Source organism: Stenotrophomonas sp. STEN033, assembly GCF_056856655.1.
The window spans coordinates 61,269-76,562 of record NZ_JBXFWM010000003.1; the positions used below are offsets into that span (position 1 = coordinate 61,269).

A 15,294-nucleotide genomic window follows, 5' to 3' on the forward strand; every position below is an offset into this window, starting at 1 on the left:
TACGCGATCCTCCCCTGTTGCGGCCGGTCCCGCTAGCCGCTTGCCGCTTGCCGCCTGGCCTGGCCGGCCCGGCCGGCTTGGCACCAGGCGAACAACACGCTTACTCTGGCTCGTCGGATGATCAGGACGTGAGCGCGTGGGCATACTGGGCAATGCATTGGCGCCTGACGCCATACGGGCCGTTGAGTTGGCGCGTCACCTGGAAGGGCTCGATGACTGGGCGTCCAGCGCCTGGCGGCACTGCTCCATCTTGGCCACACGCTCTCAGGACCTGGCGGCGCAAGGCCTCGCCAACGAGGCGTCGGTCGTTTCCTTGCTGGCAGCGACAACGTCCCTACGGCTGAGTGCGGGAACCCCTAACAATGTCTTTCACCGGTCGCGACGCTCAGGCGATCCCGACGCCATCCGGATCGAGGACTTCGATGCGGACGACATCGCCTGCCTCCAGATCCTTTCTGAGAACCTCGATGACCCGTGGCTCCGGGCCCGGGTAGCAGACGTCGCGTCGGTCGCAGGACGCAGCCTCGGCCTGAAGATGTGGCATTTCGGCCAATTGGCGGCCAAGGCGTATCTGGAGCACTGCGAGCAGGTGATGTGCACGGACGGTGCCGTCTCGTCACGTGACGAGATACAGCGAGGCGTCGATCTTGCCGCCATGTACGAGAAGCGCAATGCCGATCTGCAGTTACGGTATTGGACCCTGATAGAGGCCGGCATTCGCCACTCACTTGACCAAGGCTGGCCCGGCGTATTCCTTCCTCTTTCCGAACTGGTACGTGCCCGAAACCGGGCCCTGGGGGCCCAGCTTGCGCCCCTCTTCGAGGACTACGCGGTCCGGTACGCCCACCAGGGCCAGGGCTATCAGCCAGACAATGCGCAGACCTGTTTTGAGATCGCCGCCAGATTCTGGGAGCGGGGCCGGGACGATGCCGCGGCCAGACGATGCCAGCAGGGGGCGGCTGAGGTATTGATCACCCGATCCCGCTTACCGGCATCGGCGATGTTGAAGGCGGACTGGATGTCTGAAGGGATCGCCAAGCTGCGCCAGTACGGCGGAAACCGAGACCGGGTCCGCGAGCTTCAGGACGAGCTGGCAGACGTTCGCCGAACGATTCTTGATGAAATGCAGATGCAGGAGTTCCCCATAGACATTCGGGACCTGATCGAGTTTGTCCGGGCCACCGTAGTGGGTCCGACCGATCACGACGGACTGATGCAACTGGCATACGGCATCGGGCAGGGTGCCAGGTATGACAACGTCCGGAAGTCGGTGCTGGACGCCAACGCCAATCATTCGATCGCCGATTTCTTCACCCGGGTCAGCTACAACGAACACGGGGTCCCTGTGTCGAAACGCGAGGCGTTCGACCGGACCAACGAGGATCAGATACTCCAGAAAATGATCGAGCAGGTCCGGGAGATCGACTCGACGATTTACACGCCGACTATTTTTGAGGCGATCGACGTCTACTGCGAGAAGTTCGAACCATCACTCAACGCCGTCCTGCTCTACATGCACCAATCCCCCTGCGTCCCGGACGGTCATGAGGATTCAGTGGCGCTCGGCCTGACGGCAGGGTTCAACTATGACTGGCTCGAGGTAGCGGCGTACCTGATTCCTCAATCTGAAGCCATTGTGCGCAATATTTTCAAGCGCGAACGGGTCAACACGCTCGTCAATCGAGACGACGGCACCGAGGAAGAGATGTCCCTGAACCAGCTCTTGGAGAGCCCTCATGCCGCCGAGGCCCTGGGCAAGGACAACGTTTTTCAACTGCGAGCGCTGCTGACCGAGAGGGCCGGTTTCAACCTTCGAAATCTGTATAGCCACGGCTTACTGACAGATGACGCCGTCCATAACAATGGGCTGTTCATGCTCTGGTGGCTTCTGCTTCGTATGACTTTGTTTGTGCCCTGGGGAATCGAGTGGCACCGCAAGCGAATGGATGACGCCCGCGAGAACGCCGCTGCCGGCCGGTAGCGGGCGTTGCCCGTCCTCAGGCTTAGCCGTCCTCTAGGATCACTCCGGCGATGGCCCCTGCGAGCCTGTCCACGAGGCCAGGCTCTCGGGCATCCCATCCGAGGTCTGTGGGGGGATGGTCAACGCCAATGGCGCGAAGCACGGCGTAGAACTCGGAGAGATGATTGATCCAGCCACGCCGGGTCCGGGTGGCGAATTCGAAGGCGCTCGCGACTTCCACGATGTCCCCAGTCAGGAAGCCCGCCCAATCGCTGCGATAGACGATCCCGATGGGGAATCGTTCGCTGCGGCTTCGCCGCGTGGGCTCGATCAGGTACAGCCATTTGTCCCGGCACCTCAGCTCGAAGATGAGCAGCTGCCTTGGCTTGATACGCCGATCCGGCGTGGTGGCGGGCCGTACGGGCGTCTTGGCGGTGGTGGCCTTGAGTTCAAAACGATGGGCTTTCTCCCGGGAGGGGAGAAAGCGCCCCACGCAGCTGGGATCGACCGTGTCCTGCAGGCGTGTCAGGACCTTTTCGAAGACGGGGCGAAGATCGCGGCCGAACGGCACGGCGTAGTCCCCGGGTATGGGAGACATCTGATTTCCGGGAAGGACCACGGGAATGTTGGCCGCGTGGCTGCCGGGAACATCGGTCCCGCCACTGTCGACCGGCCGGAACCCGGGCCGTCGCGGGTCGGCGGCACCCGGGCCGACCTCGCTGGCTGTCTTGCGGGTGGACCGGAAGGCATCGGCCTCCAGATCGAGGGTTTGGACATCTCTGGCGCGCAGCGGGTTGTAGCGGCCATCGGTGGCTGAGGTCGCGACCGTCACGTTCGGCTTGGGAATCGGCTCGAGCCGAAAGGGGACGCCGGACGAAGGCGGGGAGACGGCCGCGCCCGGGTCCTCGGTGCCCGCCGGCTTGCGGCGCACGATGCCATCGTCAATTACCAGCTCCCGCCAGGGCGGCTGGGCGCTGTGCTGGGTCAACGCGACGATGAGGTAGCGCCGTGGCCCTCCCGGGGCACCCGGTAACTCGCGGGTAATCACCTTCCACTTCGCGGTCCCGGCGTACGGAATCTCCACCCGGGGTAGGCCGGTACGCTGGGAGCCAGGTGCGGGCGACGAACCGGTGACGCGCAATCGGCGGAAGGCGTGGAACAGCAAGGAGAGCCCGCGCCGTCCAGGCTCTGAGAACCATAGTCTGGCCAGCCGAAAGGCGCCTTCATTGCTCATGAAGCGCGAGATCCGGAACTGGGCGGTGCCGCCCGGCCCATCCATCCACCGGCACTGATCGGGATGCCAGGCTTGGCGCGAGCGACCCGTCAGGGCCATGCTCTCGCTCACCCCACCCAGAATGCTGGGCAGTAATCGAGGGTCGAAGACGTAGTGCGTGCGAATGAGCTCGCTGACGGGGAGAACGTATTGCGCTCCGTCCGCAGCCCAGAACTGCCAGCCACCGGACGGGTGGGGAAATCGCCCGCCAAGCCAGTCCTCCGGCACGACGTCGCCAGCCGAGTCAGGGCAGACCCAGGTGGCGCCCATCGACAAGAGAGGCTCGATATCCCGAGGCGTGTCGGCCGCGGCCACAGCGGTCTTGCGATGCCACCGCGAACCGAGCATCAGGAGGGGCATGCGGTCCAGCGGCAGCCAAAGTCTCACCCTCTGACCTGACTCCGCCGCCAGCAGCGCATGGATCTCAAGGGGTCGTTGACGGGATTCAGCCAATTGCAGCGCGCCTAGCCAGCGCAGCTCATAGGTGGCGTCGCCTTCAGGTAGCTCCTTCATTTGAACGACCGCGCTTCGGGACACCGGTGCTAACCCTCAGACGCGAACCGAGTCGCCATCTGCCGTAGGACCGTGATGGACTTTTGCCGATGTTCCAGGGCAACGCGAACGCGCTTTTCGCGACCAAGCACATCCACGGTCAGCCAGTGGCTTGCGCGAAGCTGGGTCACATACAGCGAAGCAGTCGACAGACTTACCCCGGTCAGGGAGGCCAAATCCGAGATCGTCAGGCCAGGGTGCTGGGCTGCGAACATGAGAATCTGACCCCTCACCGGATTGACGAAGACCTCGACGAACGCAGCCGTACGAAGGGCGTCTTCTTGAACACGAACCGTGTCCGCCAAGGGCAAGCGACTTGCTCGCGGCGTCGCGTCGACGGGGCGGTCGGGAGGCCTTCGCAACGACCTACGCTCCCACAGACGATCCCGGGCGTTGCCCGGGCGCCAGCGAACCATCATCCACGTTGAAGATCGATTGCGAAGAACGAGACATAGCAATTTCGAGGGCGGCCGTAGCGCCATGGCGAGCCATGACCCCGGTACTTTGAAGGTCGGATCTGCCGGCCATCGCCACCGGCGTTGGCCTGACAGTGATTAGGCGGGTACCTGGAACCCGATTTTCTTGAGGGCCTCGACGCACGCATCCTGATCCTGTTGATAGTTGCCTCCGGAGATGCCGATCCCGCCGATCAATTTCCCGTCCTCCAGAATCGGATAGCCGCCGCCGACAGCGACCATCCGGGGCCGATAGGCCAGCGGCGCCACCTTGGGATCCTTGGTCACGTAGTCGTTCCAGACATGGGTCGGGTAGCCGAACGAGGCAGAACTCCAGGCCTTGTCGATGGCAACATCAACGGTGAGGAAAGGTGCGTCGTCGGTGCGCTCGAACGCGCGCAGGTTGCCGGTGGCGTCGACGACGGCAACGGCAGCTGGGATACCTATTGAGCGTGCCGCGGCGAGCGCCGCGGCAATGAGCGCGACTGCGGTTTCGCGGTTGATGGATGCGGTAGCAATGGACTTGGCCATCTGATTTCCTTAGCCGGCGGGAGATCCGGCCGGCTCTATTGGGGTTGGAAGGATACTGGGGGGTGCTCGTCAGAATCCTTCGAGGACGATCTTGCCTATTGACGTACTACTTTCGATGAGTGCGTGAACTGTCTTCAGGTTCGCGGCATTGATCGGCGACAGTTTCCGGGTCAGCGTCGTTCGGATCTTGCCGTCATCCACCAGCACGGCCATCGCATCGAGGATCTTGCCCTGCTCATTCATGTCGGGCGTGCCATAGATCGACCTTGTGAACATCAACTCGTGGTGAATCGATACCGCCTTGCGCTTGAACAACATGATGTCGAATACCTTGGGGTCGTCGATCAGTGCGAATCGTCCTTGCGGGGCGATCAGTTCGGCGATGTCGGCGGCATGCTTCTCGGTATGCGTCGTCGAGAAGACGAAAGCGGGGGCGCCAATGCCGAGCTCGGAAATCTGGGCCGCGAGGGGTCGGGAATGGTCGATGACGTGATGTGCCCCGAGCCCCTTCACCCACGCCTGGGTGTCCGGCCGAGAGGCGGTGGCGATGACCGTGAGGTCCGTGCGTTGACGAGCGATCTGGATGGCGATCGACCCGACGCCGCCGGCGCCGCCAATGATGAGGATCGCGGCGGCGGCACCCGGAACGGGTTTCGCCACATCCAGGCGATCGAACATTGCCTCCCATGCCGTCAACGTCGTCAACGGCAGCGCCGCCGCTTCTGCCCAGTCCAGCGAAGTGGGCTTTTTACCGACAATCCGAGCGTCGACGAGATGGAACTGCGCGTTGGTGCCGCTGCGCGTGATCGATCCGGCGTAATAGACCTCGTCGCCGGCCTTGAACTGCGTCACTTCCGAGCCGACCTCGCGCACGATCCCGGCGGCATCCCATCCAAGCACCTTCCAATCACCATCCGCGGGCGGTGAGCTGCCGCGAACCTTGTAGTCAACTGGATTGACTGAGACGGCCATCACCTCAACGAGGATGTCGTGTCCCGCAGCGACAGGCCGAGGCAAGTCGATATCAACCAGCGAGGCATTCTCGGCGATGGGTCCCGGAACCTTGTAACCGACTGCTTTCATGGGTGTCTCCAGCTTGATTAAGGTGCGATTGCAGTAAGAAGAACTGTGGCGCGTTCCGAAGTAATCACGTTTATTCCCTCGGTTGCGCTTCAGGCTTATAGCCTTTCGCGCACCGAATACCCGCTTTGGACCTACGCGCCATCGCCACCTTCAATGGCCTGCGCCACGGTCGCTCCAGGGAGTGCCAGCTCCGAAAAGTGTTGTCGGATGAGATCCAGCTTGGGATCGATGTAGAGGCGGCAGAAAGGTCTGCTCGGATCGGTTCGATAGTAGTTTTGGAAACGCTCGTCCGACGCCTTGAAGCTCCTGAAAGGAATGACGAGGGTATGCACCGGCTTGCCTGACTGTTCGGCGAAACTGGAAATAGCTCGCTCGGCCTCAAGCCGCTGATGATCGTCAAAGAGGTAGATCGCGCTGCGGTACTTGCCTCGAGGGGAGCGCGCTCTCGTCGCGGAGTGCGTTCTGAGGTGCACCTCGGAAAGCGTTTCCAACTGAATGACTGTCGAATCAAAGGTGACGATCACGCCCTCTGCCCACGTATCTGCAGGCGCGTCTGACTGGACAAATCCCTGGTCAACCTGAGTGACGCCGCGCAATGATTGGAACACGCCTTCCGTGCACCAATGGCATCCCCCGCCAAAGCCAGCCTTTGCGATGGTCACAGTCCATGCCTCGGTTCAATTCGACGCGTGGCTTTGCGCAGATCATTGCTCGGACCGGTGGCAGGACGCCTGGGCGTCATCGCTTATTCCTTCTGAACTATGGCTTGCAGGGGCAGAACGCGACGCTCCGCCCAGCGACAGCAACGTTTAGACGATGGATTCATATCCATCCGAAGTCCAATAACCAACGTCTATGCCTTCTATACCCCTGGCGGTACGCGCCGCCGTGGTGCGCTGGCATCTTCATGCCGACCCGTTGGCCTAGGCGTCCTATCGCCCGTCAGGGGTCAGGACGAAACCCCAGCACGAATGCCACGACCTTTTGGGTGGACATTTCGCAGGGCTTTAGTGACGTCTGATCTGACGCAACCCGATAGAGATTGAAGCTGACAATGTCTGTCCCCGCCAACTCCCTTGCAAAGAGGCTGTTGCGACGACCATCCTCGGATCGCTTAACGGTCACGCCGAAACGGCGGCCTTCGTACGCGCCCTCGGCGTATCCCTCCGGCATCGCTTTGAAGGCGGCATCGAAATCGGCGTGCTCCATCTCAGCTCACTCGTGTTGATCGTCAGAACGCACATGGCTTCTGGGAACTCGTGGCAGCCGTAGCAGATTAAACCGGGGGCAGCCCTCCAGCCGAGAGGCAGGCGCGAAGCCCATTGCAGTCTTGCCTTGCTGCCAGACTTCCCATCCCGTCGGACTATCTCATCACCGCGGACAGCCGAATCGGTGTCGGCGAACTACTTGGCCCGGACTGCAGTAGCTTAGTCTTGAGGTGGCGGCCGCGCGAGGAGCTCGTCAAGTCCGCCCGCGGCATCAAGATCAAATAGGTCGTCGCAGCCACCGACATGAGTGCCGTTGATGAAGATCTGCGGCACGGTGCCTCGGCCCGATGCTTCGACCATGGCCTGCCGGCGGGCTGGATCCGACCCGATATCGATCGATTTCCATTGCACGCCTTTCTCCTTGAGCAGCTCCATAGCCCGTCGGCAGTACGGGCACCAGCTCTTGGTGTACACGAGAACGTCTGGTTTCACGGTACGTTTCCCTTAGTCGATAGTCGAGGCAGAGCCTGTCGCGCCCAGACCCGGGGGTTAGTCATAGACCTGCCGTGGAGTCGTCGTACGGCATCTCACAGTTCGCAGACCCAAAGTCACTCCGGGATGCCGCTAGCGGGTCGTTCGCATGTCACTTCAGCCGTTGGACCACTTTGGGCTATCCGCCAGCACGTCGGCGGTCGTCAGCATGCTGGCGCGGTCAATTTACTGATCTCCCATCCATGGGCGCTCGAGGAGTGCAACCGTGCCTTGACCGCCATCGGCGCAAATGCTGACGATCGCGCGCGAGCCAGGAGGCATGGCCCAGAGCTCCTTCACCGCCTGGCTCAGGTCACGCGCGCCGGTCGCGCCAAACGGATGCCCAATGGCGACCGAGCCTCCGTTGGGATTGACACGGTCCCAATTGAAATCGCCCATTGCCGCCTGGACGCCGGCCTTTGTGCGCACCCACTCCGGGTCGGAAATAGCCGCCACGTTCGCTAGGACCTGGGACGCGAAGGCCTCGTGGATCTCCCAGAGCCCGATGTCGGCGAAGCTCAGTCGATTCCGGGCGAGCAGGCGAGGGATCCCATACGCCGGCGCCATGAGCAGACCTTCGGTATGGAAATCCACCGCAGACACCTCGTAGTCCACGAGCCGCGCGTAGGGCGTGCCCGTGGGGAGTCGGGCCAGTCCGGCCTTGGTGGCGACCCAGCAGCCGGCAGCACCATCGGTGATCGGGGAGCTGTTGCCCGCCGTCAGGCTCCCCTTTCCACTGTCGCGATCAAAGACCGGCTTGAGTGCGGCAAGCCGTTCGGGCGACGTATCAGCCCGGGGATTCGCATCGCGCGCCAGCTCCGGCAGCGGGATCACGAGATCGTCGAAGAAGCCACGCTCCCATCCCGCCACGGCACGCTGGTGACTCTTGAGCGCCCAGTCGTCCTGCGCCTCGCGCGTGACCTGCCAGGCCTTGGCTGTCTCCTCCATATGGTCGCCCATGGTTCGGCCGGTGATCCGGTTGGCCCAGCCCTTTGTGGGCAGCAGGTAGTCACGGGGGGTAAGAGCCTGGAGGGCGCCAAGTGCGGCCGCGGGATCGCTCGCAAATAGGTCCGTGAGTCTCTTGGATGCATCAGCCGTTAATGCGATCTGAGGACGGCTCATGACTTCGGACCCGCCGACCATCGTGAGTTCCGTTCCCCCGCCCAGCATCCCCGCCGCCGCGAACGTGGCCGTCATGCTGGTAGAGCAGGCCAGGACGACCGAGAACGCCGGCACCGTGGGACTGAGCTTGGCGTCCAGCCAGGTCTCGCGGGCGATGTTGCTCCAGCCCATGTTCGGAATCACTGTTCCCCAGACGAGCAGATCTGGCTCCGCCTGGGCCGCCATCGCCTTTACAACAGGGACCGACAGGGACACGGCGTCATAGGCCGACAACGGGCCTCCACCTCGTCCGAAAGGGGTTCGAAGGCCAGCGGCTACGTAAACGGGTCCGGCAAAACGAGTCATGTGGGTCTCCTACCTTCTTGAACTTGCGGAGGGGTATGGATGTATCAGGTGCCACTGAATACCTACGAAGCGCTAACGCGCGTGCAACGGGGCCAGGGATTGTTTAGCTGCACCCTGTTTGCCCGCACCGGAGAATCTGTTTGGGCCTTTCTAGAACGGAACCGGCAAGCTGCCTTTGTCATCGGCAAGAACATTGCAGACTGAATCCTGGGCTGAACATACAGACCTAGAGGCACTGAATTTGGCCATTTCCCACTAGCCGCCGTAACGCTCGGTTCGGACACTGGAGGCATCCACGCCTGCAAGCAGAACCGCATCCGTCGCGATATTGACGAAGCCGTTGGATCCACAGACGAATACGTGTGTAGGCATTCGGTCAAGCCGAGTCAGGATCTCCTGGACCATGGCGCCGTCGATCCGTCGCCCATAGTCCAAGCCTCGGGCCGGTCGCTCCCGCGTAATTGCCAAAGCCATAAGGAATGCCGGATCGCTGGACTCGATCGAATGAAGTTCTTCCGAGAAGAGAACGTCCCTTGCGGTTCGCGCAGAGAGGAGCAACGCGGTCGGCAACGTTTGGGCAAGTGAGTGGCGCTGACGAATCATCGCCATCAACGGCACGAGGCCAGATCCTGCCCCGATCAGCAGCACGGCGTCTGCGGCAGGCTTTGGCCAAAGGAAATGGCCTCCCAGCGGACCACGAAGTTCTATTTCGTCCCCGACGGCTGCGACGTCGTGGAAAAAGGACGACACCTCACCATCGGGCAAAAGCTCAATAGCGATCTCTATGATCGAGCTTGCGTTTGCAGATGACGCGATCGAGTAGCTACGCATTGCGCTGTAGCCATCGGGCGCGGTCAGCTTGACGTCGACGTGCTGCCCTGCGATGTGCACAAATGATCTGCTCAGCCGAAGGAACAAGCTCTTGATGGTCGGCGTTCGCTGCACGATCCCGACGATCACGCACGACTGCCACGGTATCTGCTGATCGCCGTTGTCAGTCATTTTTGTACCGTTGCTCGCGCCACGGATCGCCGTAGATGTGATAGCCGCGCAGTTCCCAAAAACCGGCCTCGTCACGCGTTGTGAACTGCAGAGCATTCACCCACTTTGCTGACTTCCAGAAGTAAAGGTGCGGCACCAGAAGCCGCGCAGGCCCCCCATGGTCGCGTGGCAGTGGCTTCCCGGCGTAGCTGAGCGCAACCATCGCCTTTCCCGAAAGCAGATCCACCAACGGAACATTTGTCGAGTACCCGTCGTAGCAGTGCGCCAGTACGAAGTCCGTGGGCCGGCCAAGGCCGGCGTCCGCAAGAATGTCCTCGATCAGCACGCCTTCCCACTCGGTATCGAGTTTGGACCAAGACGTGACACAGTGAATATCCCGAGTCACCTTGGTCTTCGGCAGGGCGTTGAACTGGCTCCAGTTCCACACCTTGGCGGGCTTCGGGCCGATCTTGACGGTGAATTTCCAATCGGCAGTATCAACGAGCGGCGTGGGTCCGGCTGACAGGACCGGAAAGCCTTGCTCGAGATGCTGCCCAGGCGGAACCCGATCCGCTTGATTGCTGCCCGAACCGCGGCCAGTGAATCCTCTGGTGACCATGGCGAACCTCCTTACGTGTCACGACAGAAAGGAACCGGTTTCATCACGAACCACTGCGCATTCCCTTCGCACAGGTCGCTGCCGGACGGGCAACCGGGTGAAGGCCAGAATAGCGGATGCCAAATATCAGTAGCTACCTTCCCCCGACGCAGCGAGCCACGCGCATCGCCTGGAAACCGTAGCATCCGATCGACACCATTGCCCAATAGCGACGGGCTATGTATTCGATAGCCCAGGCAGGGATTTGTGGCCTATCCCCAGTCAGCGTCTTAACAGCCGACAGCGTCCCTTTCCTTTGGCGGTATGGAACGGGGGAATGTCGCTCATGCCGCACAGCCCCTGATGTTCCGCCCCGCCGTGGAAGCTCGGTCAATGCAGCGCCGTGCAAAGCTGAATTTCTCGATGGCGCGCCGCTGACCAAACTGCGCCGTCGCCTTGCGGCAATCAGGCATGGAGCCTATGTCGCGAAGCTATTTCAAATGTTTCGCGCTTACCTTCATAGTCTCAGGCGCGGTTCTTACGAATCCCGAGAACGCCTCGGCTTGAGTGCCGACTTGGCGGATCAAGCGTACGTGAGACAAACCGCAGGGGCCTTCGAGCGATCGGCAAGGGCTGCTCGCTCGGATACTTGCCAGGGGTCTACATCAAGGGTGGAGAATCTAATGAACGTGTCCGAACGACAAGCACCTGAGCTTCGAGTGCAGCGATGGATTGGCGCCGACGGAGAGAGAATCGCACCTCTCAAACTGTCGGATCTGGGTGCAGGACCGAAGATCCTGTTCGCATTCCAAGACTGGTGCGGTGGCTGCCATTCCCATGGGTTCCCGACACTCCAAGCGCTGCATGCCGTCTTGAGCGACCAGGGCGTCGGATTTGCTGTGATCCAAACCGTATTTGAAGGAGCGCACGAGAACACCTTCGAGAGATTGCGACCGAACCAGGTCGAGTACGCGCTTCCTGTCGCATTTGGTCACGACGAGCCCCCGGCGGGATCGACGCATCCGACGTTCATGCAGGACTACCGAACCCGAGGAACGCCATGGTTCACGGTCATCGACGCGGGTGGTCGGATTATTCTCTCGGACTTCCGCCTGGATGTGGGTCGACTCGTGAAGGCATTGGAGCAGGGATAGTCAATGCGGCGATGGCTCACCCTGACCACTACCCACCTAGCGGTGCTCGCGCTAGGTTTTGGCGGCGGCATCTATGCCCTGCCTATCCTGACAGCTCCGGAAGCACCGGATGAAGAGGTACTTGATCGGGTCGCCGCGGAAACGCTCTACGCAGGGCGCTTCGTGCGCGACCTCAAAGGCAGCAATCGACTCCACTGGGGCGAAGGCGAGGTGCGTGTATCGCGCAGTCACATTGCGCACTTTGGGCGCCTAGCCCCAGGCCCCGACTACAAGCTCTATCTCGCCCCACGCTTTGTCGACACGGAGGCGGCCTTTCTCCGCGTCAAAGACGTATCGCGCCGCGTGGGAGACGTGAGGACGTTTAACGGCTTCCTAGTGGATGTGCCGACCGACACCGATGTTCGTGACTACACCACGGTCGTTATCTGGTGCGAGTCATTCGGTCAGTTCATCAGCGCCGCTGAGTACCAGGCCTCACGTCTTACTCGAGAATGACGAGCGCGTTGTATTCCGTCAGGCCGGGGTGTAACCCCGGCCTGAACTGGCTGTCTCGCGGGAGGGCTCGCCTCGCTTTGAGCAGGCGCCAGCCAGAAGAACGGGAGTAGATCTACTCGACACTTTCTACGGTGATGTTCCGGCCGTTGAACTGCACGGTCTCTCCCGCGCGTGCGCCTTCAATGGCCTGGAAGATCGGCGCCATTGTGGAGATGCCCATAAGCTCCTGCCCATGACAGTTGAACTGGCTCGTTGACACAGCAACCACAAAGTACCGGCCGGACAACTTAACGACGGCACCCTCAACGACGGTAGACTTCGGCCCGAAATCGATTGTTTCGAGCTTTTCAATTTTATCCGCATAGTCATGGAGCTTGTCATCAAGCCCTTCGGCGAGGTCGCTCGCGATTTCCGCCTGAGCGTGCTCGTCATTCTCGATCGGCTCGCTTCGATCAAGCCGAGCAGTCGATACGTAGCCTAGATACGTGTCGCGAGCGCTCTTCAAGGCCGCCGTTTCCAACGACAGCATCGTCTCTCTGATGTGGTCTTTGTTCCAGTTCACAATCACCTCGCCTTGTATCGCTATTGGAGCCGTCTGCCCGTCAGGATCCGCCGGGGACCGCCGTGTAATTGAGCTTTGTCATCCCGCCCACGCGGCTATTCATCGCTGACAAAGTCCTCTCCTTGATAAGGAGCTCGGATCAGCCTGGGGTCTCGGATGATGCTTGTGACCAGCCAAACATAGGTTTGCTCTGCGGTATCAAATCCGAGGATGCTGAAGGCACCGCCGAAGGGACATGCGGGAAAGTCGGGGAACCCTTCCCGAAGGACATAACGCTCGGGTTCTTGTTCAAACTCGCGCTTGTAGACCTTGCGCAGACCGTGCTTGCTCGGCACATCCCGGTCCCCTGTCGGCACCGTTTCTCGATGTGCCAAAAGCTGCTCGGAAAAGTCCGCATGGCAAATCTCGTCGAACACATCGAATGCGTCGATAAGGAGTCCCCGGTGCCCCGTCTTTGGGTCCGTGATCGCGTAGATGTTTGAAGCATCCTCCGCATCGTCGCCACTCTCCAGGCGCAGCGCAGCGTCCACACGCATAGAGCAAGCATCCAGTTTCGATCCGAATTCGAGATCGACGAGATGGCCATCCTTGACACGATACTCGCGGTCGTATCCCTTGGCGACGTACGACTGCACTGCGCTTATGACATCGGTCACTTGGGTGTTCATTGAGGCGCCTTCATCTCGCGTTGAATGGAGCGTGCGCCCGCACGGGGCGTGCTGTGGACTGCCGGAGGACGGCGGAGATGTTTGGGTACAGAATTCAAAGCCACTTTGCCTTCTTGAAGCGCAAGAAGAGGATGAGGCAGGACGTCGCCATGAGCCCAATCACGACGAAGAATCCGTAGGTCGCATTCAGGCCGGGCATGTGCGTGAAGTTCATGCCATATATTCCAGCGATTACCGCCGGAACTGCCAGTACAGCCGTCCAAGCCGCGAGCTGGCGGGTGATCCTACCCATCCTTTGCGCTTCCAGAAGACTGCTGAACTCAAAGACAGATGACAGGACCTGAAGTAGTCCGTTAACCATGGTCTGCACGCGATCAACGTGGTCCGCGACATCGTTGAAGTACGGCCTCACATCGGCGCTGATGCAGGGAAAGTGCCCGCGAACCAGCTTTCTGACCAACTCGGCCATCGCTCCGAGCGTACGCTGGAAGTGGGTGAGCTCGCATCTCAGTGCAAAGATGCGGGCGACGTCTTCTCGTCCGAGAAAGTCGCCAAGTGACCGCCTTTCCATTGCCAGGACGTCATCTTCGATCATTTCAAAGATGGGCAGATACTGGTCGACAATCCGGTGCAGGATCGCGTGCAACACGTAGTCGACGCCCTTTCCCAACAGCGCCGGCGAAGCCTCGAGTTGCTTTCGAAGGGTACCTAGCTCTCCGGCGTGGCCGTGCCGTACGGTGATGAGATGATTGTGACCGGTGAAGATTGCCATCTTCCCGTAGCGAATCGTGTCGCCTACCAGCTCGGCAGTCTGGGCGACGACGTACAGCTCATCGTTGTAGACCTCGAGCTTGGGCGGGCACAGCGGGTGCATCGCATTATCGATGGCCACCGGATGGAGCTGATAGGTCGTTTGTATCGCGTGAAGCTCCTCGGCAGTGGGGTCGTGTAGCGCGATCCAACAGAAGTCCGATCGACTCTTATCCCATTGGACGTGCTCGTCGAGCGCGACGTCCCTGATTCGCTTACCTTCGTTGTAATAGCAGGCGGCAACGATGCTCATGCCGGCCTCGCAGGGATCTTCAGACCCCGCTGTACAGCTGGTCGAGCTAGCCCACGACCGAGCCAGGCTTGGATATTCGAGTATTCGCTTAGCCCGACGATGTCGCCGGCACCGTAGGTTTCGATCAGCGCGTTTACCCAGCCGAGCGTCGCGATGTCCGCGATCGAATAGTCATCGACGATCCACTCGCGCCCTTCCAGCTGCCGATCAAGCACCCCTAGGAGTCGCTTGGATTCGTCGATATAGCGCTGTTGTGGGCGTTTATCTTCATAGTCCTTCCCGCCCCAGCGCAGGAAGAAGCCTAGCTGGCCGAACATCGGCCCGATGGCCGACATCTGGAAGAACACCCACGTCAGAGTTTCGTAGCGTTTGGCGGGTGCATTTGGGATGAGCTGGCCGGTCTTCTCGGCCAGGTAGATGAGGATGGCACCGGATTCCCAAACCGCAATCGGGCTCCCGCTTGGCCCTGCAGGGTCGATGATTGCCGGTATCCGGCCGTTCGGATTCAAGGACACGAACGCCGGATCTTTTGACTCGTTTTTGGAGATATCGACCAAGTGGGGCTCGTACGGCAAGCCGGTCTCCTCCAGCATGATCGAGACCTTGACGCCATTGGGCGTGGGAGATGCATAGAGTTGGATGCGCTCGGGATGAGATGCCGGCCAGCGCTTCGTGACCGGAAAGGACGAGAGATCTGACATGGTTCTGCGATC

General features: G+C 61.0%; 16 protein-coding genes. 3 read left to right on the forward strand and 13 right to left on the reverse strand.

Translation table 11 applies throughout. The features are described from left to right. Positions 1–136 precede the first annotated feature (136 nt). Positions 137–1,981 carry a DUF4209 domain-containing protein gene (locus AC1VXC_RS02070; protein WP_005411404.1) on the forward strand — a complete coding sequence of 615 codons (1,845 nt, stop codon included), beginning with the start codon at positions 137–139 and terminating at the stop codon, positions 1,979–1,981. 22 nt (positions 1,982–2,003) lie between these two features. Here AC1VXC_RS02070 and AC1VXC_RS02075 read toward each other — a convergent pair whose 3' ends face one another. The 9 genes from AC1VXC_RS02075 to AC1VXC_RS02115 form a co-directional block, all read right to left on the reverse strand. Beyond that, entirely contained in the window at positions 2,004–3,746 is a 1,743-nt protein-coding gene (locus AC1VXC_RS02075) for a hypothetical protein (protein WP_005411405.1), read from the reverse strand. 593 nt (positions 3,747–4,339) lie between these two features. Then, positions 4,340–4,771: a GlcG/HbpS family heme-binding protein gene (locus AC1VXC_RS02080; protein WP_481514792.1), complete on the reverse strand. Its 432-nt coding sequence runs from the start codon at positions 4,769–4,771 to the stop codon at positions 4,340–4,342. A gap of 69 nt (positions 4,772–4,840) precedes the next feature. Beyond that, positions 4,841–5,854: a zinc-binding alcohol dehydrogenase family protein gene (locus AC1VXC_RS02085; protein ID WP_481514793.1), complete on the reverse strand. Its 1,014-nt coding sequence runs from the start codon at positions 5,852–5,854 to the stop codon at positions 4,841–4,843. A 131-nt stretch (positions 5,855–5,985) separates the two neighbouring features. Further along, positions 5,986–6,516, reverse strand: a complete 531-nt coding sequence (locus AC1VXC_RS02090) for a peptide-methionine (S)-S-oxide reductase (protein ID WP_481514794.1) — start codon at positions 6,514–6,516, stop codon at positions 5,986–5,988. A gap of 280 nt (positions 6,517–6,796) precedes the next feature. After that, positions 6,797–7,063 carry a hypothetical protein gene (locus tag AC1VXC_RS02095; RefSeq protein ID WP_481514795.1) on the reverse strand — a complete coding sequence of 89 codons (267 nt, stop codon included), beginning with the start codon at positions 7,061–7,063 and terminating at the stop codon, positions 6,797–6,799. A gap of 218 nt (positions 7,064–7,281) precedes the next feature. Further along, a complete protein-coding gene (gene grxC, locus AC1VXC_RS02100; RefSeq protein ID WP_279704292.1) occupies positions 7,282–7,554 on the reverse strand; it encodes a glutaredoxin 3 in 273 nt (90 codons plus the stop codon). Between the two features lie 225 nt (positions 7,555–7,779). Continuing rightward, positions 7,780–9,060 carry a thiolase family protein gene (locus tag AC1VXC_RS02105; RefSeq protein WP_481509477.1) on the reverse strand — a complete coding sequence of 427 codons (1,281 nt, stop codon included), beginning with the start codon at positions 9,058–9,060 and terminating at the stop codon, positions 7,780–7,782. A gap of 255 nt (positions 9,061–9,315) precedes the next feature. Continuing rightward, entirely contained in the window at positions 9,316–10,062 is a 747-nt protein-coding gene (locus tag AC1VXC_RS02110; protein ID WP_481514796.1) for an FAD-binding oxidoreductase, read from the reverse strand. Beyond that, entirely contained in the window at positions 10,055–10,660 is a 606-nt protein-coding gene (locus tag AC1VXC_RS02115) for a sulfite oxidase-like oxidoreductase (RefSeq protein WP_481514797.1), read from the reverse strand. The genes AC1VXC_RS02110 and AC1VXC_RS02115 overlap by 8 nt, the downstream gene beginning before the upstream one ends. Positions 10,661–11,322: 662 nt before the next feature. Between AC1VXC_RS02115 and AC1VXC_RS02120 the strand changes: the two genes are divergently transcribed. Next, positions 11,323–11,793 (forward strand): peroxiredoxin family protein, encoded by a 471-nt coding sequence (locus AC1VXC_RS02120; RefSeq protein WP_481514798.1) that lies wholly within the window; start codon positions 11,323–11,325, stop codon positions 11,791–11,793. A gap of 3 nt (positions 11,794–11,796) precedes the next feature. Next, entirely contained in the window at positions 11,797–12,288 is a 492-nt protein-coding gene (locus AC1VXC_RS02125) for a DM13 domain-containing protein (RefSeq protein WP_481514799.1), read from the forward strand. Between the two features lie 112 nt (positions 12,289–12,400). On the opposite strand, the gene AC1VXC_RS02130 is transcribed toward AC1VXC_RS02125, so the two are convergent. The 4 genes from AC1VXC_RS02130 to AC1VXC_RS02145 form a co-directional block, all read right to left on the reverse strand. Continuing rightward, positions 12,401–12,850: a hypothetical protein gene (locus AC1VXC_RS02130; RefSeq protein WP_200909198.1), complete on the reverse strand. Its 450-nt coding sequence runs from the start codon at positions 12,848–12,850 to the stop codon at positions 12,401–12,403. A 95-nt stretch (positions 12,851–12,945) separates the two neighbouring features. Further along, positions 12,946–13,518 (reverse strand): hypothetical protein, encoded by a 573-nt coding sequence (locus tag AC1VXC_RS02135; protein ID WP_054662472.1) that lies wholly within the window; start codon positions 13,516–13,518, stop codon positions 12,946–12,948. 94 nt (positions 13,519–13,612) lie between these two features. Beyond that, positions 13,613–14,581: a magnesium and cobalt transport protein CorA gene (locus tag AC1VXC_RS02140; protein ID WP_481538004.1), complete on the reverse strand. Its 969-nt coding sequence runs from the start codon at positions 14,579–14,581 to the stop codon at positions 13,613–13,615. Next, the gene (locus AC1VXC_RS02145; RefSeq protein ID WP_054662466.1) at positions 14,578–15,282 is read right to left on the reverse strand and encodes a glutathione S-transferase N-terminal domain-containing protein; all 705 of its coding nucleotides are present in this window, start codon (positions 15,280–15,282) and stop codon (positions 14,578–14,580) included. The genes AC1VXC_RS02140 and AC1VXC_RS02145 overlap by 4 nt, the downstream gene beginning before the upstream one ends. Positions 15,283–15,294 lie beyond the last annotated feature (12 nt).

What these genes read in the sequence shown, in the direction of transcription:
- AC1VXC_RS02075 (WP_005411405.1), bottom strand. Translation starts at nt 3,746, where the DNA reads ATGAAGGAGCTACCTGAAGGCGACGCCACCTATGAGCTGCGCTGGCTA.
- AC1VXC_RS02080 (WP_481514792.1), bottom strand. Translation starts at nt 4,771, where the DNA reads ATGGCCAAGTCCATTGCTACCGCATCCATCAACCGCGAAACCGCAGTC.
- AC1VXC_RS02085 (WP_481514793.1), bottom strand. Translation starts at nt 5,854, where the DNA reads ATGAAAGCAGTCGGTTACAAGGTTCCGGGACCCATCGCCGAGAATGCC.
- AC1VXC_RS02095 (WP_481514795.1), bottom strand. Translation starts at nt 7,063, where the DNA reads ATGGAGCACGCCGATTTCGATGCCGCCTTCAAAGCGATGCCGGAGGGA.
- AC1VXC_RS02105 (WP_481509477.1), bottom strand. Translation starts at nt 9,060, where the DNA reads ATGACTCGTTTTGCCGGACCCGTTTACGTAGCCGCTGGCCTTCGAACC.
- AC1VXC_RS02110 (WP_481514796.1), bottom strand. Translation starts at nt 10,062, where the DNA reads ATGACTGACAACGGCGATCAGCAGATACCGTGGCAGTCGTGCGTGATC.
- AC1VXC_RS02115 (WP_481514797.1), bottom strand. Translation starts at nt 10,660, where the DNA reads ATGGTCACCAGAGGATTCACTGGCCGCGGTTCGGGCAGCAATCAAGCG.
- AC1VXC_RS02120 (WP_481514798.1), top strand. Translation starts at nt 11,323, where the DNA reads ATGAACGTGTCCGAACGACAAGCACCTGAGCTTCGAGTGCAGCGATGG.
- AC1VXC_RS02125 (WP_481514799.1), top strand. Translation starts at nt 11,797, where the DNA reads ATGCGGCGATGGCTCACCCTGACCACTACCCACCTAGCGGTGCTCGCG.
- AC1VXC_RS02135 (WP_054662472.1), bottom strand. Translation starts at nt 13,518, where the DNA reads ATGAACACCCAAGTGACCGATGTCATAAGCGCAGTGCAGTCGTACGTC.
- AC1VXC_RS02140 (WP_481538004.1), bottom strand. Translation starts at nt 14,581, where the DNA reads ATGAGCATCGTTGCCGCCTGCTATTACAACGAAGGTAAGCGAATCAGG.
- AC1VXC_RS02145 (WP_054662466.1), bottom strand. Translation starts at nt 15,282, where the DNA reads ATGTCAGATCTCTCGTCCTTTCCGGTCACGAAGCGCTGGCCGGCATCT.